The 17844-nt window shown below is 52.7% G+C and carries 19 protein-coding genes and 1 pseudogene; 14 read left to right on the forward strand and 6 right to left on the reverse strand.

Annotated elements, in window-relative coordinates; all coding sequences use genetic code 11:
* Window positions 1-43: 43 nt before the first annotated feature.
* From PJDR2_RS04770 to PJDR2_RS04780, 3 genes are read right to left on the reverse strand one after another with little or no spacing between them, the layout of a single operon-like run.
* On the reverse strand, window positions 44-610 hold the full coding sequence (locus PJDR2_RS04770) for an NAD(P)H-dependent oxidoreductase (RefSeq protein ID WP_015842555.1): 567 nt from the start codon (window positions 608-610) through the stop codon (window positions 44-46).
* A gap of 42 nt (window positions 611-652) precedes the next feature.
* The gene (locus PJDR2_RS04775; RefSeq protein WP_015842556.1) at window positions 653-2431 is read right to left on the reverse strand and encodes a DHA2 family efflux MFS transporter permease subunit; all 1779 of its coding nucleotides are present in this window, start codon (window positions 2429-2431) and stop codon (window positions 653-655) included.
* A gap of 3 nt (window positions 2432-2434) precedes the next feature.
* Window positions 2435-2875, reverse strand: a complete 441-nt coding sequence (locus PJDR2_RS04780) for a MarR family winged helix-turn-helix transcriptional regulator (protein ID WP_015842557.1) — start codon at window positions 2873-2875, stop codon at window positions 2435-2437.
* A gap of 535 nt (window positions 2876-3410) precedes the next feature.
* Between PJDR2_RS04780 and PJDR2_RS04790 the strand changes: the two genes are divergently transcribed.
* Window positions 3411-4694 carry a histidine--tRNA ligase gene (locus tag PJDR2_RS04790; protein WP_015842558.1) on the forward strand — a complete coding sequence of 428 codons (1284 nt, stop codon included), beginning with the start codon at window positions 3411-3413 and terminating at the stop codon, window positions 4692-4694.
* Between the two features lie 265 nt (window positions 4695-4959).
* Here the strand turns inward: PJDR2_RS04790 and PJDR2_RS04795 are convergent, their stop codons facing one another.
* Window positions 4960-5778, reverse strand: coding sequence for a methyltransferase domain-containing protein (locus tag PJDR2_RS04795; protein WP_015842559.1), 819 nt, complete (start codon window positions 5776-5778; stop codon window positions 4960-4962).
* A 170-nt stretch (window positions 5779-5948) separates the two neighbouring features.
* Here PJDR2_RS04795 and PJDR2_RS04800 point away from each other — a divergent pair, with 170 nt between their 5' ends.
* From PJDR2_RS04800 to bshB2, 3 genes are all read left to right on the forward strand, one after another.
* Window positions 5949-6503, forward strand: coding sequence for a GNAT family N-acetyltransferase (locus PJDR2_RS04800; protein WP_015842560.1), 555 nt, complete (start codon window positions 5949-5951; stop codon window positions 6501-6503).
* Window positions 6504-6587: 84 nt separating this feature from the next.
* Complete coding sequence (locus PJDR2_RS04805) at window positions 6588-6932, forward strand: YojF family protein (RefSeq protein WP_041613954.1); 345 nt, start codon at window positions 6588-6590, stop codon at window positions 6930-6932.
* A 59-nt stretch (window positions 6933-6991) separates the two neighbouring features.
* Window positions 6992-7654: a bacillithiol biosynthesis deacetylase BshB2 gene (bshB2, locus tag PJDR2_RS04810; RefSeq protein ID WP_015842562.1), complete on the forward strand. Its 663-nt coding sequence runs from the start codon at window positions 6992-6994 to the stop codon at window positions 7652-7654.
* 55 nt (window positions 7655-7709) lie between these two features.
* On the opposite strand, the gene PJDR2_RS04815 is transcribed toward bshB2, so the two are convergent.
* Window positions 7710-8318, reverse strand: a complete 609-nt coding sequence (locus PJDR2_RS04815; protein ID WP_015842563.1) for a transglutaminase-like domain-containing protein — start codon at window positions 8316-8318, stop codon at window positions 7710-7712.
* Between the two features lie 132 nt (window positions 8319-8450).
* Here PJDR2_RS04815 and PJDR2_RS04820 point away from each other — a divergent pair, with 132 nt between their 5' ends.
* From PJDR2_RS04820 to PJDR2_RS04860, 10 genes and pseudogenes are all read left to right on the forward strand, one after another.
* Window positions 8451-8795, forward strand: a complete 345-nt coding sequence (locus PJDR2_RS04820; RefSeq protein WP_015842564.1) for a DUF1801 domain-containing protein — start codon at window positions 8451-8453, stop codon at window positions 8793-8795.
* 168 nt (window positions 8796-8963) lie between these two features.
* Window positions 8964-10067: an amidohydrolase/deacetylase family metallohydrolase gene (locus PJDR2_RS04825; protein ID WP_015842565.1), complete on the forward strand. Its 1104-nt coding sequence runs from the start codon at window positions 8964-8966 to the stop codon at window positions 10065-10067.
* Window positions 10045-11157, forward strand: a complete 1113-nt coding sequence (locus PJDR2_RS04830) for a DgaE family pyridoxal phosphate-dependent ammonia lyase (RefSeq protein WP_015842566.1) — start codon at window positions 10045-10047, stop codon at window positions 11155-11157. Before PJDR2_RS04825 ends, PJDR2_RS04830 begins: the two co-directional genes overlap by 23 nt.
* Window positions 11150-11908: a 2-dehydro-3-deoxy-phosphogluconate aldolase gene (gene dagF / locus PJDR2_RS04835; RefSeq protein WP_015842567.1), complete on the forward strand. Its 759-nt coding sequence runs from the start codon at window positions 11150-11152 to the stop codon at window positions 11906-11908. The genes PJDR2_RS04830 and dagF overlap by 8 nt, the downstream gene beginning before the upstream one ends.
* Complete coding sequence (locus PJDR2_RS04840) at window positions 11898-12917, forward strand: sugar kinase (RefSeq protein WP_015842568.1); 1020 nt, start codon at window positions 11898-11900, stop codon at window positions 12915-12917. The genes dagF and PJDR2_RS04840 overlap by 11 nt, the downstream gene beginning before the upstream one ends.
* Before the next feature lie 11 nt (window positions 12918-12928).
* Window positions 12929-13642 (forward strand): GntR family transcriptional regulator, encoded by a 714-nt coding sequence (locus PJDR2_RS04845; RefSeq protein WP_015842569.1) that lies wholly within the window; start codon window positions 12929-12931, stop codon window positions 13640-13642.
* A 17-nt stretch (window positions 13643-13659) separates the two neighbouring features.
* A pseudogene (locus tag PJDR2_RS32330) lies at window positions 13660-13980 on the forward strand (iron chaperone); the annotation flags it as partial.
* 51 nt (window positions 13981-14031) lie between these two features.
* On the forward strand, window positions 14032-14553 hold the full coding sequence (locus PJDR2_RS04850; RefSeq protein WP_041613956.1) for a GNAT family N-acetyltransferase: 522 nt from the start codon (window positions 14032-14034) through the stop codon (window positions 14551-14553).
* Window positions 14554-14587: 34 nt separating this feature from the next.
* A complete protein-coding gene (locus PJDR2_RS04855; RefSeq protein WP_015842571.1) occupies window positions 14588-15070 on the forward strand; it encodes a DinB family protein in 483 nt (160 codons plus the stop codon).
* A gap of 124 nt (window positions 15071-15194) precedes the next feature.
* Window positions 15195-15509 (forward strand): hypothetical protein, encoded by a 315-nt coding sequence (locus tag PJDR2_RS04860; RefSeq protein ID WP_015842572.1) that lies wholly within the window; start codon window positions 15195-15197, stop codon window positions 15507-15509.
* Between the two features lie 705 nt (window positions 15510-16214).
* Here PJDR2_RS04860 and PJDR2_RS04870 read toward each other — a convergent pair.
* The gene (locus PJDR2_RS04870) at window positions 16215-17843 is read right to left on the reverse strand and encodes a response regulator (RefSeq protein ID WP_015842573.1); all 1629 of its coding nucleotides are present in this window, start codon (window positions 17841-17843) and stop codon (window positions 16215-16217) included.
* Window position 17844 lies beyond the last annotated feature (1 nt).

Below are 17844 nucleotides of genomic sequence, written 5' to 3' on the forward strand. Positions count from 1 at the left end.
TCTAATGCCACGTAAGCTCGTTAAGCGCGCTTGCGTTGCTTGCTTAAACCGTTGTCCCCGGCGTTTTTTTGCCTGCCGCGTAAGTGCCCGCCGCATTAGCTACGCGCGTTCCAAGAGCTTCGCCTAACGTCAGCCCCTTCGCGAAGAGCGATTGGCTCAGCGGGTCATGGGTGTCCTCAACGGGAGATGTGACGCCTACCCCGTAATAACTGCCGTACAGCGCATTTGCGGGAATATTGGCCGGCAAGCCGACGATGATCATCCCTTGGTGCAGCATCGGCGTAATCAAGTTCAGCAAGGTAGCTTCTACCCCTCCGTGTATGGTTGCAGTCGTGCAGAAGACGGCGCCGATTTTATCAACGAGCGTCCCGTTTGCCCATAAATAGCCGAGTTTGTCGATCCATTCTTTCATGCCGGAACTGATCGTACCGAAGTGCCCGGGACAACCCCAGATGATGGCATCCATCTGTTCGAGGTCTTTGACGCTCGCCTGTTTGACGTGATTTATGAAGATCTCTGCTCCTTCCACGCGTTCAGCACCTCTGGCAATGGAGCGGGCGAGCTGTTCCGTGTGACCTGCTTCGCTATCATATACAATGTAAATTTTCATCGATTAATCTCCTCTCTTGGCTCTGAAATCAAGCGCGATTCCTCACTCGTTTTCTTTTTGCGGTCTGTTGAGCTTCTTAAGCGACTCCCGGTATGCCTTATCGTTCATTTCTTCCTGGCGGTCATCTTGTTCGGGAGGAGTGCCTTTTAACCGAAGAATCGCCTTCCGGTATTCCTGATCGTTAAATTGTTCGTTGTTCTTCGCCGGTTCAGGCGTAAGGAACCCGCGGATGGCGTTGCGGAAATCACCGTCTGCGCTTTGCCGATTCGTGCGATTTTCGTTGTTAGCCAATTCCTCGGCAGGCGCAGCCTCTTTCTCCGCCTTATCCGGCATTTGCACCGCTTCCGCCGCTTTGTCCGGCACCTGCACCGCGTCCTCGGCAGGCTTCACCTTGCGGATGAAGAAGGCGAGCACGAGCGCGGCAACCGTCAACCATGTCGCGACGACGAACGATTGATTAATGCCGTAGATCGTCGATTGTATGGTGATTTCGCCCATTTTTGCTTTGTCGGACGGCGAGATGTTGCCGGCGATGATCAACTCCTTCGCATGCGACGCCGCTTTATTAGTCATGATGGTGACAAGGATCGCGGTGCCAAGCGCGCCGGAGACGTTCCGGAGCGTCTGTGACATGGCCGAGCCGTGCGCATTCAGGCGGCGCGGCAGCTGGTTGAGGCCTGCTGTCTGGATGGGCATCATCAGCATGGACATGCCGAACATCCGAAGCGTATAGAAGAGCATCATGTGATTGTACGACGAATCGATTTCTAAATGACTGAATTCGTACGTCGTAACGGTCGTAATGATAAGGCCGATAACGGCCAGCCAGCGTGCGCCGATTTTGTCGAACACCATGCCGGTAATCGGCGACATGATACCCATCAGGATTGCGCCCGGGAGCAGTAATAATCCTGATTCGAGAGGCGTAAAGCCGCGGATATTCTGCAGGAAGATCGGCAATAGAATCATGCCGGAGAACATGGCCATTGTAATAATGGCGTTAATCAACGCGGTAAGCGAGAACATCGAATACTTGAAGACGCGCATCTCAAGCAGCGGAGCTTTCATCAATATCGAACGGACGACGAACAGAATGAGCGAAATCGCGCCGACGGCCAGGCAAACGATGACTTCCGTGGAATCCCAGCCTTCCGTACCCGCTTCGCTGAAGCCGTACAACAGGCCGCCGAAGCCGAGCGTGGATAACACGACGCTCAGAATGTCGAGATTCGGCCGGGATGTCTTGATGACGTCCTTCATCGAGAAGGCGCCGAATACAACGGCAAGAATCGCTAGCGGTAATACGATATAGAACAGCACATGCCAGTCGTAGTGCTCAACGACCCAGCCGGAGAGCGTCGGTCCGACGGCCGGAGCGAAAATCATCGCAACGCCCATCAGGCCCATCGCTTTGCCGCGCTCTTCAACGGGGAAGATGGTCAAGGTGACGATAGTCATCAGCGGCATCAGAATGCCGGCGCCGCATGCCTGTACGAGACGGCCGGCTAACAAAGAGCTGAAGTCGCCCGACAGGGCACATACGACCGTACCGATCGCGAATAAGGACGAGGCGACAAGAAACAGCTTCCGGGTCGTAAACCGGTTGATCAAATAAGCGCTGATTGGGACGAGCACGCCGTTCACCAGCATGTAGCCGTTGGACAGCCATTGGATCGTGCTTTCGCCGACGTCAAGATCCGCCATCATTTTCGGCAACGCGACGTTAAGCACGGTTTGGCTCAACAGAGCCACGAACGCAGCGATTAGCAAGGAGGCCATTATCGGCCCTTTGCGCAATTGATTGGACACAACTGTTGTCATGGCTTAAGCTTCCTCCTTGGATTGTTTTAATAAACGCAATACTTCGTTCTGGAGCCGGCTCAGTTCGCGGTGATCTTGTTCGGTCATCGATAGCAGAGGACGCATCATATTCATGCGCGTCTCATCCGTCTCGCGCCAGAGCTCCTTGCCTCTCTCCGTCAGCTTCATCGTCATCGCCCTGCGATCCGCTTCTGTTCGTTCGCGCTCCAAGATGCCTGCCTTTACCATCCGGTCCACGATGCCGCTCATTGTGCTGTTGCCCACATTCAGCTTCTCGGCGAGCTCGGACATGCGGATTTCAGGGGATTCGTGCAGTACGCGCAGCACCAAAAGCTGAAGAGCGGTCAAGTTATGCTTGCTCGCCGACTTGGATAATATCTGGAAAAAGACTTGGTTAATTTCGCGATAAGCTTGAAAAATGCCCACGATCCGCTGTTCTTCCACTGCAGCTTTCCTCCATAAATAGTTTGCGTGCGAATTATTATGAACTAAAATAATCTTTTATGTCAATCAGACTTCAGGCCGTTAGTTTCCGCAAAGGTCCTGCTATTTATCCCGTAACCGAAGGCTTTGGTACTTCTTTCCCAATTCCCAATCTACATTTTTCTTTCCATGATGGATGACCGGTGATTGCATCTTCGATTCAGCCCTGCTATAATCATCGATAATTATTTAAGTTTGAATGAAGGAGTTACGCACATGCGGACATTCGCGCTTAATCAACTTCATTATCATTACAAGCAGCGTTAGCACCCCTGATAAAAAATTCAGGGAGGGCTAACGCCATTCGCGTTGGCCTCCCTGCGGCATACGTAACGCGCAGGACCAAGAGGTCCTGCGCGTTTTTTATTTTAAAAATATAAGAAAGTATACGTTTTTCTATACTGTGCTTATATTTCATTCGCGAAACGTATGCTGCCCCTCCTAAGGACGGCGCAGCCGTTTACGATTGCCCAAAATAAAAGGAGAGTGCCGGATTATGCAAAACGTAAAAGGAACCTACGATTTTTTCGGGAAGGAACAAGCCGTCCGCCAGAAGGTAAGAAGCGTGCTGCAGGAGGTTTTCGAGTTGTACGACTATGAGAGCATGGAGTCTACAGTACTTCACGAACTGGAGTTATTGACCTCCAAGTATGCGGGCGGCGACGAGATTTTGAAGGAGATGTACCGGTTCACGGATCAAGGCGCAAGGAAACTGGGGCTGCGTTACGATTTGACGATCCCTCTCGCAAAGGTAATGGCCTTGAATCCCGGAATCAAGCTTCCGTACAGACGGTACGAGATCGGAAAGGTATTTCGCGATGGTCCGGTGAAGCGCGGCCGCTTGCGGGAATTTCTGCAATGCGATGTGGATATGGTTGGCGTTGCGGGGCCGGAAGCAGAAGCGGAGCTCATGCTGATTGCGGTTGAGGTGTTTAAAAGGCTCGATATTCCGGTTACGCTGCGCTGGAATAACCGCCGGTTTCTAAGCGAAATATTGGATGCGGTCGGCGTACCGGCGGAAGATAGCCTATCCGTGATGCTTACGCTCGACAAACTTGAGAAGATAGGCAGCGACGGTGTTCTGAAGGAATGGAGAGACAAAGGAATCTCCGGGCCAACTGTTGATGAGATAGCTGAGCTTATTGCCATGAGCGGACCTTCTTTCAGTCTTCTGGCGGATCGTTACGGGCTCAAGGAATCTCGGGGAGCTGCCGAGATCCGTGCCCTTCAGACGCTGATTGATAAGCTGAGCCTTTCGGATATTTGCCGTTTTGATCCTTTTTTATCACGGGGATTGTCTTTCTATACGGGAACCGTGTATGAGATTTTTGATGCCGGCGGCCTATATGCATCCAGTATCGGAAGCGGCGGAAGGTACGACGCGATAATCGGCAAGCTGATTGGGAGCGAGGATATGGCTTACCCGGCGGTAGGCTTGTCGTTTGGCATGGAGTCCATCATGGAAATGATCCGGGATCGGCCAATCCCGGCGCCGACTCCCAAGGTCGTTGTCCTATCCATCGGCGATACAATGGGTGAGGCTTTGATGGCTGCGACCGCCTTGCGGTCGAATGGGATTCAGACCGGGATGGAGCCGGCGGGCAGAAAGCTGAAAAAGGCGCTAGCCTCGCTTGAAAGCAGGTCGATCCGTTATGCGCTTCTTATCGGCGAGGAAGAGGTCCGAACCGGCCAAGTGCGGTTGAAAGACATGAAGGCCAGGGAAGAGTATGCGGTTCCGCTTGATGAAGCGTTATATCTATTAGAAAAGAACGATGCCTAATGGGCGAGTAATCGTACGTTGGATTCCCTCCAGTGAAAACAAGGTAAATGGGGGGATTATAGATGCTACGCTGGATCCACTCCATTATAGAGGACCAGAATGAGCTGCTTTCGCCTAATCGAGCTAATTTTACTGCCGAAAATCCAATGTAGATCAAGTTGCCGGGCAAAAACGCTTCATTCAGCTGGATCGAATCCAACGTAGCTAATTTTAATGGAGTACGATACGCGCTGAATCAGTACAGAAAGCTGCTATCCAATATTAGTCACACCTTCTGCGCCATAACCGTACTCATCGCATGCTGATGAGGAATGCCGCTGGAGTTGCAGTCGAATACGATCTCGGCGCTGTCTTTAATCAGCCAGTCCCGATAATGGGAGAGCAGCTCGCCCGAATGCCATTTGTAGGCATGAGGTTCTTTTTCGGGCGGCGGTGCGATAAACGGTTTATGCACGAACACGTTCAGGACATGGATTCCGCCAGGGTTAGTGAACTGCTTATAGTTCGCAAAGATCTCCTGGCGGAACTCCGGCTTGATGTAATGAAGCACGCCGCTGGAATAGATAATGTCGTAAGGCTTGTCGAGGCGGAAGTCCAGCACATCCGCTTTAACTACATTAACCTGGACGCCCGCGTGTTCGGCCAGCCGCTTTGTTTTCTCGATGCCGGCATCGGATACGTCAATTCCCGTTACCTCATAACCGTTCCGGGCGAAGAATACCGCGTCTCTGCCTTCTCCGCAGCCAATATCCAGAAGCTTCAGCCGTCTGCTCGGCGGCATGGCTTTCAGTACTTCATATACGCCGCTGTTAGGCTCCGTTCCCCAATAATAATTTTCCGTCTTGTACTCTTCTTCATAAATCGTAATCGTCTTATCCTGCGAGACATAACCAAGCAGCTTGTCGATACTGACTTCAAGCGTGCGGCATAACTCCGGCAATAGCGATAGGTCCGGCATTGTCAAAGCGTTCTCCCATTTGGATACCGCCTGGAACGAAATGCCCAGCTTGGTTGCCAGCTCCTCCTGCGTAAATCCTCTTTCCTTCCGGTAAATGGCGATGCTCCGCGCCAGTTTCTCCTTCATGTTCTCACGCTCCTTTTGATACTCCCCATTCTAGTGAAGTTGCTTCGGCCGGACAATAACGCGGGGATTGAACTTTCGCCGGACTCAACCTGCGGTTGAGATTTGTAGAAGTTTGGCCAAAGAGAGTATACTGGAGGTATCTTGGGCAATTAGCAGGAGGACAGTCATCCATGTTTACGCAATCAGAACCAATCGGGACCATTCAGAATCATATAAAAGTATTCCAGGCCACGGAAGAGGATACGCCTGCCGTGCTGGGACTGCTGGTACAGACGGCGGAATGGCTGAAGAGCAGAGGCTCTGCTCAGTGGAGCGGATTGCTGCAGGGCGAAGACTCCCATCGCACGCCGGAAGCGATCAAACGCGGCGAAGTGTATATTTTCGTACAGGACGATACGCTTATGGGGATGGTTATGCTGATGCAGCAGGCGAGCCCTTGGGATCGTGAGCTGTGGGGCAATGAAGGCCATGAGAGCTCGGTCTATCTGCATCGTCTTAATATTAACCGCGCTGCCGCGGGGACAAATCTCGGCGAGGCAATCGTCAGATGGGCGGCGAGCGGCATTCATTTCCCGGGTAAAGACCGGATTAGGCTGGACTGCATCGCCAATAATCCCAAGCTGAACGATTTCTACCTGACCACTTGCGGCTATGAATTTAAAGGCACTGCATCAAATCCGATCGGCGATTTTAACCTGTATGAGAAAAAGGTGTCGGAAGGGTAATCTTATTCTTGCTATTCCGATAAACTTACTATACAATCTTCTCAATTCATTATTCATTTTATGGTCAAAGGAGAATCCAAGATGATGCAACCGATCCATCCGGCCGAGGTTCAACGACGCCTGGAAAGCTTGAAAGATCAAGATGTGTATATTCATCTTGAGATGACGACAGGAGCATACGCGGCTCATAACGACGCTTCCAAGCATCCGGCCGCTACTTTTATATCGAATGCCGTTATTCAATATTCGCATGGGTTGATATCCGGGAACGGACCTTTCCGTGTCGGGCTGAAAATGCAGCAGGGCTGGGTCTATTCCGAAGGCTTGACTCACTATGAAGAAAACGAAGCCGAGCGGCTTATCCTCGCCGGCCATGACCAGCAGGGCAAGCTGGTTGTCGCTTTGCAGCTCAGCCGGGAGCCTTTTTGAGTAATCCGATGCTTACGAAGCAGCTTTCTTGAGAAAGCTTTTAGATAGGAGTGAAATACATGGAACGTATATTAGTTGTTCTACCGCATCCGGATGATGAAGCATTTACGATGTCGGGTACGCTTGCGCAGTTGATCGATCAAGGCGCGCAGGTTACTTACGCCTGCTTGACCCTTGGGGAGATGGCACGGAACATGGGCTTTCCGCCGTTTGCAAGCCGGATAACGCTGCCGCAGATCCGCCGGGGCGAGCTTGAAGAGTCCTGCGCGGCGATTGGAATCCAGGATCTGAGAATGCTTGGCTTCCATGACAAAACGATCGAGTTCGAGGACAAAGTGTTCCTCGATGAACATATTCATGCTCTTATTGAAGAAGTGAAGCCTGACGTTATCTTCACGTTCTATCCGGGCTACAGCGTTCATCCGGACCATGACGCAACCGGGGAAGCCGTTGTTCGGACGGTGGGAAGACTGCCGGAGGAAGAGCGTCCGCCTGTCTATTGCGTAGCGTTCTCCCGAAATCATGAGCAGTTTATCGGCAAGCCGGATATCTCGTTTGACGTGCGGGACTATACGAAGAACAAGATGGCTTCCATCAGGGCTCACCGCTCCCAATTCAACAGCTCTGAAATCTTCGGGAACAAGCAGCACACGGACAAAGAGGTTCAGGAACGCATGGGAACGGAGAGGTTCTGGACCTATAAGTTTGAAAGCTGGAAATAAGCGCATTAAGCAAAGAACCCCTTCACGGTGAAGGGGTTCTTTTTTATCCCAAGAGTTAAAGCTCAGCTGGGAGACCGTGCAGATACATGACTTTGCAATCGTTATGCTGCCGCAAAACCTGGATGGTGCTTGGATGAGGCTCGGAGTAAATGATCGGATAATCGACCTCGTCATATTCCTTCCGGATTGGAAAGGCCAGCTGTTCATGGTCTAACGAGAATTGAGCATCGATCCCCGGCTTGTTGCCGCGCGCATCTACTCTGATCCACCGCTCCGCAGCAGGCAGATATACGGCGTTCAGAGCATGGACGACATAACCGGTATCCGGTGTATCCCCAAGCGTCAAGCGCTGATAGCAATATCCCGCGGGTATTCCCTGACTGCGCAGAATGGCGCATAACAGGTTCGACTTGGCGTAACAGATGCCTTCTTTATGGGCGAGGACATCGGAAGCGCTGCAAGTAATGCGGGAGCTTTGGATATCCCAGGAATGGGAGATTTGATCCCGGACGTATTCGAAAGCAAGCCGGATAAACGTTGTCTCGTCGGGCGCCTGCTGACGCAGCTCTGCACCAAGAGCCTGAATAGCGGGATGATGAAAATCCGCAATATCGGAGTCGGCGAGATAGTCGGTCAGTGACGGGGAGTTGCGGAGGAAAGGCAAGCTGGCCGCCTCCTTTAATATTTTTATATAATTATGCAACAATATGAATTTATATTCAATCTACGAGTTTCCTATAATTTGGGCGAAATGGTATAGTAGTTGCTAGAAACATTGCACAAGGGAGAGGATGGCATGAAGCAGGAAGAGGTTACGTCGTTTATCGAGGCGCTGGCGCAGCCGTGGCAGATCGAGCTGGCAAGCAGCCTTCGCGACATGGTCCATGAGACTATGCCGGGTGCGGAGGAACGGATCCAATACAAGAAGCCCCATTTTTTGAAAAATGGCAAGTACGCCGCGGTTATCTCGACAGCCAAGGATGCCGTCAGCTTTGTTATTTTTAACGCAGCGGAAGTGGAATTCCCGGAAGGGCAGTTTGACGGTCCGCCGGAACGAAAAACAATCAAATTCAAAGCAGGGCAAGCGGTTGATTACGATTTGCTCGCCAATCTGTTGAAGCAGGCATCGGAGCCGTTGTAATCCGAAAGAAGAGAGCTAGCAAGTTAGTGGAAGGAATTTCTCATTAACTTGCGGGCTCTTTTTTTATTCCGGACAAACATTATAATGTTTGTTGACCGTTCCACCTAATCGATGTAATCTAACATTATAACGTTATACTACATGTCTGTTGCAGGAAAAGGTGGCGGAATGGAATTCATTTGGCGGAACGTAAAACTGTTGGACCGATTAAAGAGGGTCGACATTGTGATAGATGCGGATGGCCGGATTGCGGAGCTGGCGAATGCATGCACGGCAAGCGGCGGAAAGGTGATTGACGGTACCGGAATGTACGCCTCCAGCGGGTGGATTGATCTGCATGTGCATGCGGTTGCGGGGCTTGCGCCGTATGGCGACGAGATCGATGAGATTGGCATGAGGCATGGCGCGACCACGATTGTTGATGCGGGGAGCTGCGGCGCGGACCGGATTGACGAGCTTGCCGCAAGCCGGGCGGTGGCAAAGACGAGGGTACTAGCGTTGCTAAACGTATCCCGGCTTGGACTGCAGCGGATCGACGAGCTCTCGGAGCTTCACTGGATTGACCGGGAAGAGGCGCTGCAAGCCATAGCCCGTCATCCGGCGTTTATCGTTGGGTTAAAGGCAAGGATGAGCGGGAGCGTTATCGGTAAAAGCGGTCTTGAGCCCTTGCGGCTGGCGAGGGCTTTGTCCGAAGAAAGCGGGCTGCCGCTTATGGTCCATATCGGCTCAAGACCGCCCGGAGTGGAGGAGATCCTGCCTCTGCTTCGGGAGCGCGATGTAGTGACGCATTATTTGAACGGCAAGCCGGATAACCGGTTGTTTAATCATAACGGCGAGCCATTGCCGGTTCTTAAGGAAGCGCTGGACAGAGGGGTCCGGCTGGATGTCGGGCATGGGACGGCAAGCTTTTCGTTCGAAGTGGCGGAGATGGCGAAGCGTTCGGGAGTATCCTTCGATACGATCAGCACGGATATTTACCGGGGCAATCGGCTGAACGGTCCGGTGCATAGCCTTTCTCAGGTGCTGACGAAATTTCTGCTGCTCGGCTATCCGTTGGAAGAGATTATCGCGGCGGTGACGGTTCGTCCTGCGGACTGGCTGGGCAGACCGGAGCTTGGACGCATTAAGGCTGGCGAGCCCGCTAACCTGACTTTATTCGAGGTGGGGGACAACCCGTCGGAGCTTCTGGATTCCGAAGGCGAGAAAAGAACGGCAGGGCAAACGATTCAGGCGAGGGGAGCTTATACGAATGGACAGTACTTTGCATGCTAGATACGGTTTGAAGAGAGTTATTAACGCCAGCGGCCGGATGAGTATTCTAGGCGTCTCCGCGCCAACCGATTCGGTAATGGAGGCGATGAAGCATGGCGGGCAAAGCTATGTGGAGATTGCGGATTTGGTAGACAAGGCAGGTGATTATATTGCGGGGATTATCGGCTCCGAGGCGGCTGTCATCGTGAACTCCGCTTCCAGCGGCATTGCGCTGTCGGTTGGGGGGGTCGTTACGAAGGGCAGCCGGCGCTTGACTGAAAAGCTTCATCAGGAACCGATCCAGCAAAATGAAATTATTATTCTCAAAGGCCATAACGTGCAATATGGAGCGCCGGTTGAAACGATGGTTTACTTGGGCGGCGGCAGGCTGGTCGAGGTTGGCTATGCGAATGAAGGAAAAGCCGAGCATATAGAAGAGGCTATTAATGAACGCACGGCTGCTATCCTGTACGTGAAGTCCCATCATGCCGTGCAAAAGAACATGATCAGCGTCGAGGAGGCCTGGGAAGTGGCACAGCGCCGGGGCGTGCCGATGATCGTGGACGCGGCGGCGGAAGAGGATTTGCGGAAATACGTCCAATATTCCGACCTTGCCGTCTACAGCGGCTCGAAAGCGATAGAAGGACCAACCTCCGGTATTGTAGGCGGCAAGCGGACCTACATCGAGTGGGTGAAAATGCAGCTTCACGGCATAGGACGGAGCATGAAGGTTGGCAAGGAAACATCCTTTGGCCTGCTTCAGGCGCTGGACGAATACCGCGATAAGCCGGATAACAGCGAGCGGGAGAAGGCAGCGCTGAACAAGCTCCTTCCGCTTTCCGAGCTTCCCGGTATAAAGGTAACGATTGTGCAGGATGAAGCGGGAAGGGCGATATTCCGTGCGCGTATTCATATCGATTCAGCCTTGTCGGGTATAACGGCGAAGGCCGTCAACGATGGGCTGCGGGAAGGCGGCATTGCGATTTATACCCGGGATTATGGCGTAAAACAGGGCTATTTCGATATCGATCCCCGTCCGTTAATGGGCGACGATATGGATGTCATCGAAGCACGTATAAGAGAACTGGCAGGAGGCCGCACCCATGTCTAATATGACGAAACGATTGTACAAAGGACGCGCAGCGCTTAATGTGCTCGCAGGCAGCATCGGTAATGCGAAGGATGTATTTGAGGCGGCGGAGGGCTACGTGCTTGTTGGCGTTTTGTCCAAAAACTATCCTACAGCGGAGGCGGCGGTTGAGGCGATGCGGGAGTACGGTCTCGCGATCGACGATGCCGTTTCGATTGGACTTGGCGCGGGAGATAACCGGCAGGCGGCCGTTGTTGCGGAGATTGCGAAGCAATACGGAGGTACGCATATTAACCAAGTGTTCCCGGCTGTTGGGGCAACGCGCGCTAACCTTGGAGAGAAAGACAGCTGGATTAACAGCTTGGTGTCCCCAACCGGTCAGGTTGGTTACGTTAATTTGTCAACGGGACCGGCCAGCGCGGCGGCAGGGGAGCTGGCTATCGTGCCGGTGAAGGCGGCGATTGCGCTTGTCCGCGATATGGGCGGCAATGCGCTGAAATATTTTCCGATGAACGGACTGGCCTGCGAAGATGAGCTTCGGGCGGTTGCCAAGGCATGTGCCGAGGAAGGCTTTGCGCTTGAGCCGACAGGCGGCATTGATAAGGAGAACTTCGAGGCTATTTTGCGCATAACGCTGGAAGCGGGCGTACAGCAGGTTATTCCGCATGTGTATTCCTCGATTATGGATAAAGCAACAGGGGCAACTAGAGTGGAGGATGTGCAAGAGCTGCTGATCACGATGAAAAAGCTGGTCGACCACTATGGCGGCTAAGCGGATCGCGGCTTTTGGCGAAGTGATGATGCGGCTGCAGACGCCGGGCTTTCAGCTGCTGACGCAGGCGGACAGCTTGTCTTATTCGTTCTCGGGCACGGGCGTTAATGTGATGTCGGCACTCTCGCGGTTTGGTTATTCAGCGTCCCTCATCACGCGGCTGCCGGATAATCCGCTGGGCGAAGCGGCAATCGGAAGCTTGCGCAAGCTTGGAGTGGCAACGGAGTTTATAGAGCGCGGCGGACGATATGTCGGCATGTATTTTCTCGAAAATGGCTTTGGTTCTCGTCCAAGCCGCGTCACTTACACGAACCGGCAGGAAAGCAGCTTTAACACGGCTCCGGCGGATGCTTACGATTACGACCGGATCGCCGCTGAACTGGATGTTCTTCATCTATGCGGCATTGCGCTGGCGATGAATGACGGCGTCCGGCTTCATATGCGGAAGCTGGCCGAGGCGGTAAAGCAGCGGGGCGGAATGGTCGTATTTGATTGCAACTACCGCCCTTCATTATGGGGCGATGACGGCTACGGTGCGGCGAAGCCACATTATGAGCGGATGCTGCAGCTTGCGGATGCGGTCATGATGAATGAGCGCGATGCGATGCATATTTTGGGGATGCAGGCTGAGGCAGCGGAGCGCGAGGAACAGCTCGTCGAGCTGATGCCGGCTGTGGCGGACCGCTATGGCATTTCCGTTATTGCAGGCACGCACCGTACCGTTAATGCCGACAATACGCATTCGCTGCGAGGTTTTCTTTACAAAGAGCAGACCTTTTCTTTTTCGCGGGAGCGGTCGTTTATGGTGTATGATCGGATTGGTGCAGGCGATGCTTATACGAGCGGGATCATTCACGGGGAACTGCAGGGGTTAACGCCCGGGCAGACGGTAAGCTTCGCGGCGGCCGCAGCCCTATTGGCGCATACAACGGCCGGAGATACGCCAATGTCGTCCGAACGGGATGTTATGAGAGCGATGGCGGAGAAGGCGGCCGATGTGGAAAGGTAGGTAGAACGGCAATGAAGCTGGTACGAAATAACAGCCCTCTATATATACAAGTGATGAACATTATAAAAGACCGGATTTTGCACGGAGTGTATCCGGTGGATGCGAATATTCCATCCGAGCCGCTGCTGGAGCAGGAGTTCCAAGTCAGCAAAATAACGGTGCGCAATGCAATCAAGGCGCTCGTGCAAGAAGGATACCTGGAGACCAGCAGCGGTAAAGGCACGAGAGTCATTCGCAATACCTCCTCCTCGAAGCTGTCCAAGCTGAAGCGGTTCACGGAGGTTCTGGTAGAAGAAGGGCATCAGATCGGCAAGCAGCTGCTGCGCGCGGGACTTTCGGATAACGAAGGAGGAACGGAGCCGTATCGTCTGTTCGGGCCACAGGCTTTGAAGATCGACCGCTTGTATCTGCTGGACGGGAAGCCCTATATTCATTACACGCATTATTTGCCGGCGAAGCTGCACGGTACCGCGGACGTTCTGCGGATCCAATCGCTGTACGACTGGCTGGAGGAGCAGGGCTTTGTGCCGGAGCATTACCGGGATGAATTTGCCGTATCGCCAGCCTCCGGCGCGGTTCAGGAAGCACTCGGTATGGCTGCGGGACAAGCTATCGTGCTGAAGCGTTCCCGCTTTGCGTATGGCGCCGATGACGATTTGATTGAGTACAGCGTTGGCTTTTATAATACGGATATGCATCCTTACGTCGTTAATTATGATGTGTAAGGACCAAGGAGGCCGACATGGAAACAAACAACGCGGAGTACAAAACGATTGATGAATATATTGCCAACTTTCCTGCCGAGCTGCAGACGATCCTTGAGAAGATTCGGGAAGTGATACGGGAAGCTGCGCCGGATGCGAAAGAAAAAATCAGCTACCAGATGCCGGCTTTTGAGCTGAACGGGAACCTGGTCTATTATGCCGCGTTCAAAAAGCATATCGGGTTTTATCCAACGGCGAGAGGAATAAGCGCTTTTCAGGAGGAGCTGTCCGGCTACAAGGGAGCCAAGGGTTCCGTACAATTCCCTTTGAACAAACCTATTCCGTACGATCTGATCAAGAGGATCACCGAATACCGGGCAGCGGAGAACAGGCAGAAAGGGAAGAAGTGTATGACGGACGTCTATCTGGTTCGGCCAGGTCTGGAGTGGAAGGAGCCTTACCTGGATTTTTATCGGGAATGGATCGACAGCGGCGAGGACATTGTCCCTTGGGTGGTAGAACGGGATCCGTCCGGCTTTGAGTCTATGCTGCAGTGGCTGGAGGATCATTCGAACGGAATTGGTCTTCAAGAGGGCTGGGTGGCGGACTCCACCTATTGGTTAGCAACGGAGGATCGCAGAATCGTTGGCGCGGTTAACATCAGGCATGCCTTATCGCCGTGGCTTATGAACAGGGGAGGGCATATCGGATACGGAATCCGCCCTTCCGCGAGAAGGCAAGGTTATGCAACGAAGCTGCTTGCCCTATCGCTAGGAAAGACGAGGGAGCTTGGCATCCGGCAGGTTTTGGTCTGCTGCGACGAGAGTAACGTTGCATCGGCAAGAACCATTCTGAACAACGGCGGAGTTGAAGATACGAGCTTCACGGAAGAGAACGGGAACGTGATCCGCCGGTTTTGGATAGAGGGTTAGACTTTCTTGATTATATAGGAAAAGAGGGATCCCGATGAGTCAAGGTTTGCTTCACCAACTCGGCTTTGTCAGGCAGGTAACGTTAAATACGGTTCGCGGTCTGTCGGAGACTGTGCTGGATCATGTGCCAGACGGCTTCAACAACAATATCAGATGGAACCTGGGACACATTTATGTGGTTCAGGAGAGGTTTGCTTTTCATTTCGCGGGTGAGTCTGTACACCTTCCGGACGGCTTTGAGATGTGGTTCGCGAAAGGCACCAAGCCGGGTGATTGGCAGGAGGAACATCAGCTGCCTGAGCTTGGGGATTTGCTGGAACTTCTTGCCGGACAACCGATTCGGATTGCGGAAAAATTGCACGATAGAATAGACGAGCAAGTGGCCGTTCCGTTCACCACGGGGACGGGACTTACTCTCCATACGATTGGTGAGTTTCTCAGCTATACCTTGTACCATGAAGGTATTCACTTCAATTCCATCAGTCTGCTCAAGCGTTTCGCCGCTAACGAATCGTAATTGTTCTTTGTAAGCGTTTTGTTCTGAAATTGTCAAATTTCACACAAACCAGTCGAAAAGTTGTGGGCGCATTTTATCAACATGTCATCTTTCATCGCATATGGTGTTGCAAGGTGGTGATGGAGTGACATTTACACTTATCGACTGGATCAAGTATACGTTTTGGGGCGTATTCGGATTTATGATTATTGACTTCGTAATTGCCTTTTCCAAGTCGTTCTGGCAGGGAAGCTTCAAGACATCATTTCTGCCGTATCTAAAGGACATCCTATTCTACGTATATCCTCTATATTTCCTTTTATCGATAGTCAACCTAGACCCGACGGAATGGACGCTGATTACCCTGTTCTTCATAGGCGGCTTATCGCTGATAATCAAGTATGTTCTGGACATTATCGGACGGTTCAAGCCCAAAGCCGAAGACGAAAGCGGGACGTAGCACCCGGATGATCGCGACGCAAAAGACCCCAAGAGGGTCTTTTGCGTTTTTTCGCGTTGCTCCACAATTTAATCATGAAGGTGAGCCAAATAACCGGCAAAAAGCCTGCTGCAGCCGTTCGGGTGCCTTAGCGCGCGGAGGAACGTAGCGAATAGCAGGGAAAAAGCCTGCTGCAGCCGTTCGGGCGCCTTAGCCCGCGGAGGAACGTGGCAAATAGCAGGGAAAAAGCCTGCTGCAGCCGATCAGGCGGCATGGCAGGCCGAAGAGGGTGGCGAGTTCCAAGCCACGAGAACGAGCAGGTAGCTAATACAAAAACCAAGCAGAAAAAATAGACCCCTGCTAGGGTCTATCTTTCTGCTTCATCCCCAAACGATGAAGCGAGGTTTTTGTGGTGTAACGACGCACGGAGCAGGCGGGCACGGAGCAAGTGAATGCTTTTGAGAAGCGGAGTTTATGCTTCCGAAGTAGCTTTCTTGCAGAAAGCTTGTAGCCCGCCTTTGTTTCCGGATTCGGACCACTTGTCCGATTGTTCAAAGAATCCGGAAACAACAGCGATCGAAAGAGCATTCACTTGCGTAGTGCCAGCCCTTGCGTAGTGCCGGCCCTTGCGTAGTACCAGCCCTTGCGCAGTGCCCGCCCTTGCGCAGAGCCAGCCCTTGCGCAGTACCACGCGCCAACCCAACAGTTACCCACAACTATTCTGCTTTATCCGCCCCTCCCCTCATCGTCCCTATACTCCTGGGGAGTCACGTCAAAAAACTTCTTAAACACGCGGATGAAATACGCGGTATTGTTGTAGCCGACAATCTCGGAGATCTCGAACACCTTGGAAGGCGTTGTGCGAAGCAGGAAAGCGGCCTTTTCCATCCGCAGCCGGTACACGTATTCCGTCAGCGGCTCGCCGGTCTCTGCCTTGTAGATTTTCGACAAGTAAACAGGATGCAGATGGACGTGATCCGCAATAGCCGGCAGCGATACATCCTTCGCCAGATTGGCATCGATAAATGACCGGACCGCGCGAACAATCGTACTATGGTTATCTTTCAGCTCCTGATCGGCATCCTCGCGGATACCCTGCAGGATCCGGATCGACCATTCCATCAGCTGCGCCGCCGTGGTGTAAGCCGGAGCATGGAAGAACTTGAGTGCCTCAGGCGAAAGAACGGAGGACAACAGCTTGCCGTTCTTGTGAATAATATACGAGAACGCACCGGCCAGCACATGATAAGCTTCAATCAGCTGTTCCGACATATCCTGTTCGCCGCCCGTCTCCAGCATATCGCGGAAAATATGCCGGATCTTCGTCTCGACGTCGTCGAACCGGCCGGCATCGAGAAGGCTGATCAGGGTAGGCGGCTCGTATAAGGACCAGACCGTATTCATCGGGCTGGAATCCAAGGCTTCCTGCGTGGTCACAAACAACCCTTTTCCGTGGCCCATCTTCCGGCGCATGGAGGTAACGGCATGCTCATAGATTTCCTTCACTTGTCCCGGAAACGTTCCTTGGCCCCCTACGAGTACCGAAATAGCCCCCTTGAGATAGTTCTGCACATTGGTCTGAATTTGCGCGGCGTAGCGCTCGAGCAAGGACCGGGCTTCCATATCGGCAACTGCCGTATTCTTGGGTTTGACGATTAATACGATGTAATCATGAGCATCCCGGGCATGCCAGATATGATAGTCATTTTGCATGATTTCACTCGTTATATTGCAAATCGCGTACTCCATCAGCGCGGAATCCTGTCCCGGCATTTCGGCAAAACGCTCCTCCATCCGGATCAGCATCATGCACACCCCATCGTCCTCCGCAAAAGGAAGCTCCAGAAGCGCCAGCTTGTCCGCCAACGCAGATTGATTGCTGCCTCTCAGCAGCTCATTTAGGGTATTGGCCCTCAGCAAAGGAAGGTTCTCGTTCAAGGTGTACAAGGTTTTCCGGTAGGAGGCAACCTCTTCCCATTTCTCCTTGATTTGTTTCACAACGCGCTCAACCGAATCGATCAGATCCTCGTCGCTGACCGGCTTCAGCAGATAGTCAAACGTATTCTGAGCGATCGCTTGTTTGGCATAATCGAAATCGGCATATCCGGTGAGCAAAATAGTCCGGACATGCGGCCATTTGCTATTAATCGCCGTAATGAGCTCTATGCCGGACATCCCCGGCATTTTGATATCGGTAATCACGATATCGATCGCATGGTCTTCCATGATTTGCAGGGCTATCGGCCCGGATAAGGCTTCGTGAACAACGCTAATGCCGCATTCTTCCCAAGGAATCGTCTCGGCAAGGGTCTCGACAACGGACCGTTCATCGTCTACAAGCAAGAGCTGTAACATG

This window comes from Paenibacillus sp. JDR-2 (assembly GCF_000023585.1).
Lineage (GTDB): Bacteria > Bacillota > Bacilli > Paenibacillales > Paenibacillaceae > Pristimantibacillus.

Bases quoted from the DNA above. Each gene is read 5' to 3' on its own strand.
- bshB2 (WP_015842562.1), top strand. From the start codon at position 6,992: ATGGAACGTATATTAGTTGTTCTACCGCATCCGGATGATGAAGCATTT.
- PJDR2_RS04795 (WP_015842559.1), bottom strand. From the start codon at position 5,778: ATGAAGGAGAAACTGGCGCGGAGCATCGCCATTTACCGGAAGGAAAGA.
- PJDR2_RS04840 (WP_015842568.1), top strand. From the start codon at position 11,898: ATGGCGGCTAAGCGGATCGCGGCTTTTGGCGAAGTGATGATGCGGCTG.
- PJDR2_RS04770 (WP_015842555.1), bottom strand. From the start codon at position 610: ATGAAAATTTACATTGTATATGATAGCGAAGCAGGTCACACGGAACAG.
- PJDR2_RS04855 (WP_015842571.1), top strand. From the start codon at position 14,588: ATGAGTCAAGGTTTGCTTCACCAACTCGGCTTTGTCAGGCAGGTAACG.
- PJDR2_RS04850 (WP_041613956.1), top strand. From the start codon at position 14,032: ATGACGGACGTCTATCTGGTTCGGCCAGGTCTGGAGTGGAAGGAGCCT.
- PJDR2_RS04775 (WP_015842556.1), bottom strand. From the start codon at position 2,431: ATGACAACAGTTGTGTCCAATCAATTGCGCAAAGGGCCGATAATGGCC.
- PJDR2_RS04800 (WP_015842560.1), top strand. From the start codon at position 5,949: ATGTTTACGCAATCAGAACCAATCGGGACCATTCAGAATCATATAAAA.
- PJDR2_RS04845 (WP_015842569.1), top strand. From the start codon at position 12,929: ATGAAGCTGGTACGAAATAACAGCCCTCTATATATACAAGTGATGAAC.
- dagF (WP_015842567.1), top strand. From the start codon at position 11,150: ATGTCTAATATGACGAAACGATTGTACAAAGGACGCGCAGCGCTTAAT.
- PJDR2_RS04830 (WP_015842566.1), top strand. From the start codon at position 10,045: ATGGACAGTACTTTGCATGCTAGATACGGTTTGAAGAGAGTTATTAAC.
- PJDR2_RS04790 (WP_015842558.1), top strand. From the start codon at position 3,411: ATGCAAAACGTAAAAGGAACCTACGATTTTTTCGGGAAGGAACAAGCC.
- PJDR2_RS04805 (WP_041613954.1), top strand. From the start codon at position 6,588: ATGCAACCGATCCATCCGGCCGAGGTTCAACGACGCCTGGAAAGCTTG.
- PJDR2_RS04870 (WP_015842573.1), bottom strand. From the start codon at position 17,843: ATGTTACAGCTCTTGCTTGTAGACGATGAACGGTCCGTTGTCGAGACC.
- PJDR2_RS04820 (WP_015842564.1), top strand. From the start codon at position 8,451: ATGAAGCAGGAAGAGGTTACGTCGTTTATCGAGGCGCTGGCGCAGCCG.
- PJDR2_RS04825 (WP_015842565.1), top strand. From the start codon at position 8,964: ATGGAATTCATTTGGCGGAACGTAAAACTGTTGGACCGATTAAAGAGG.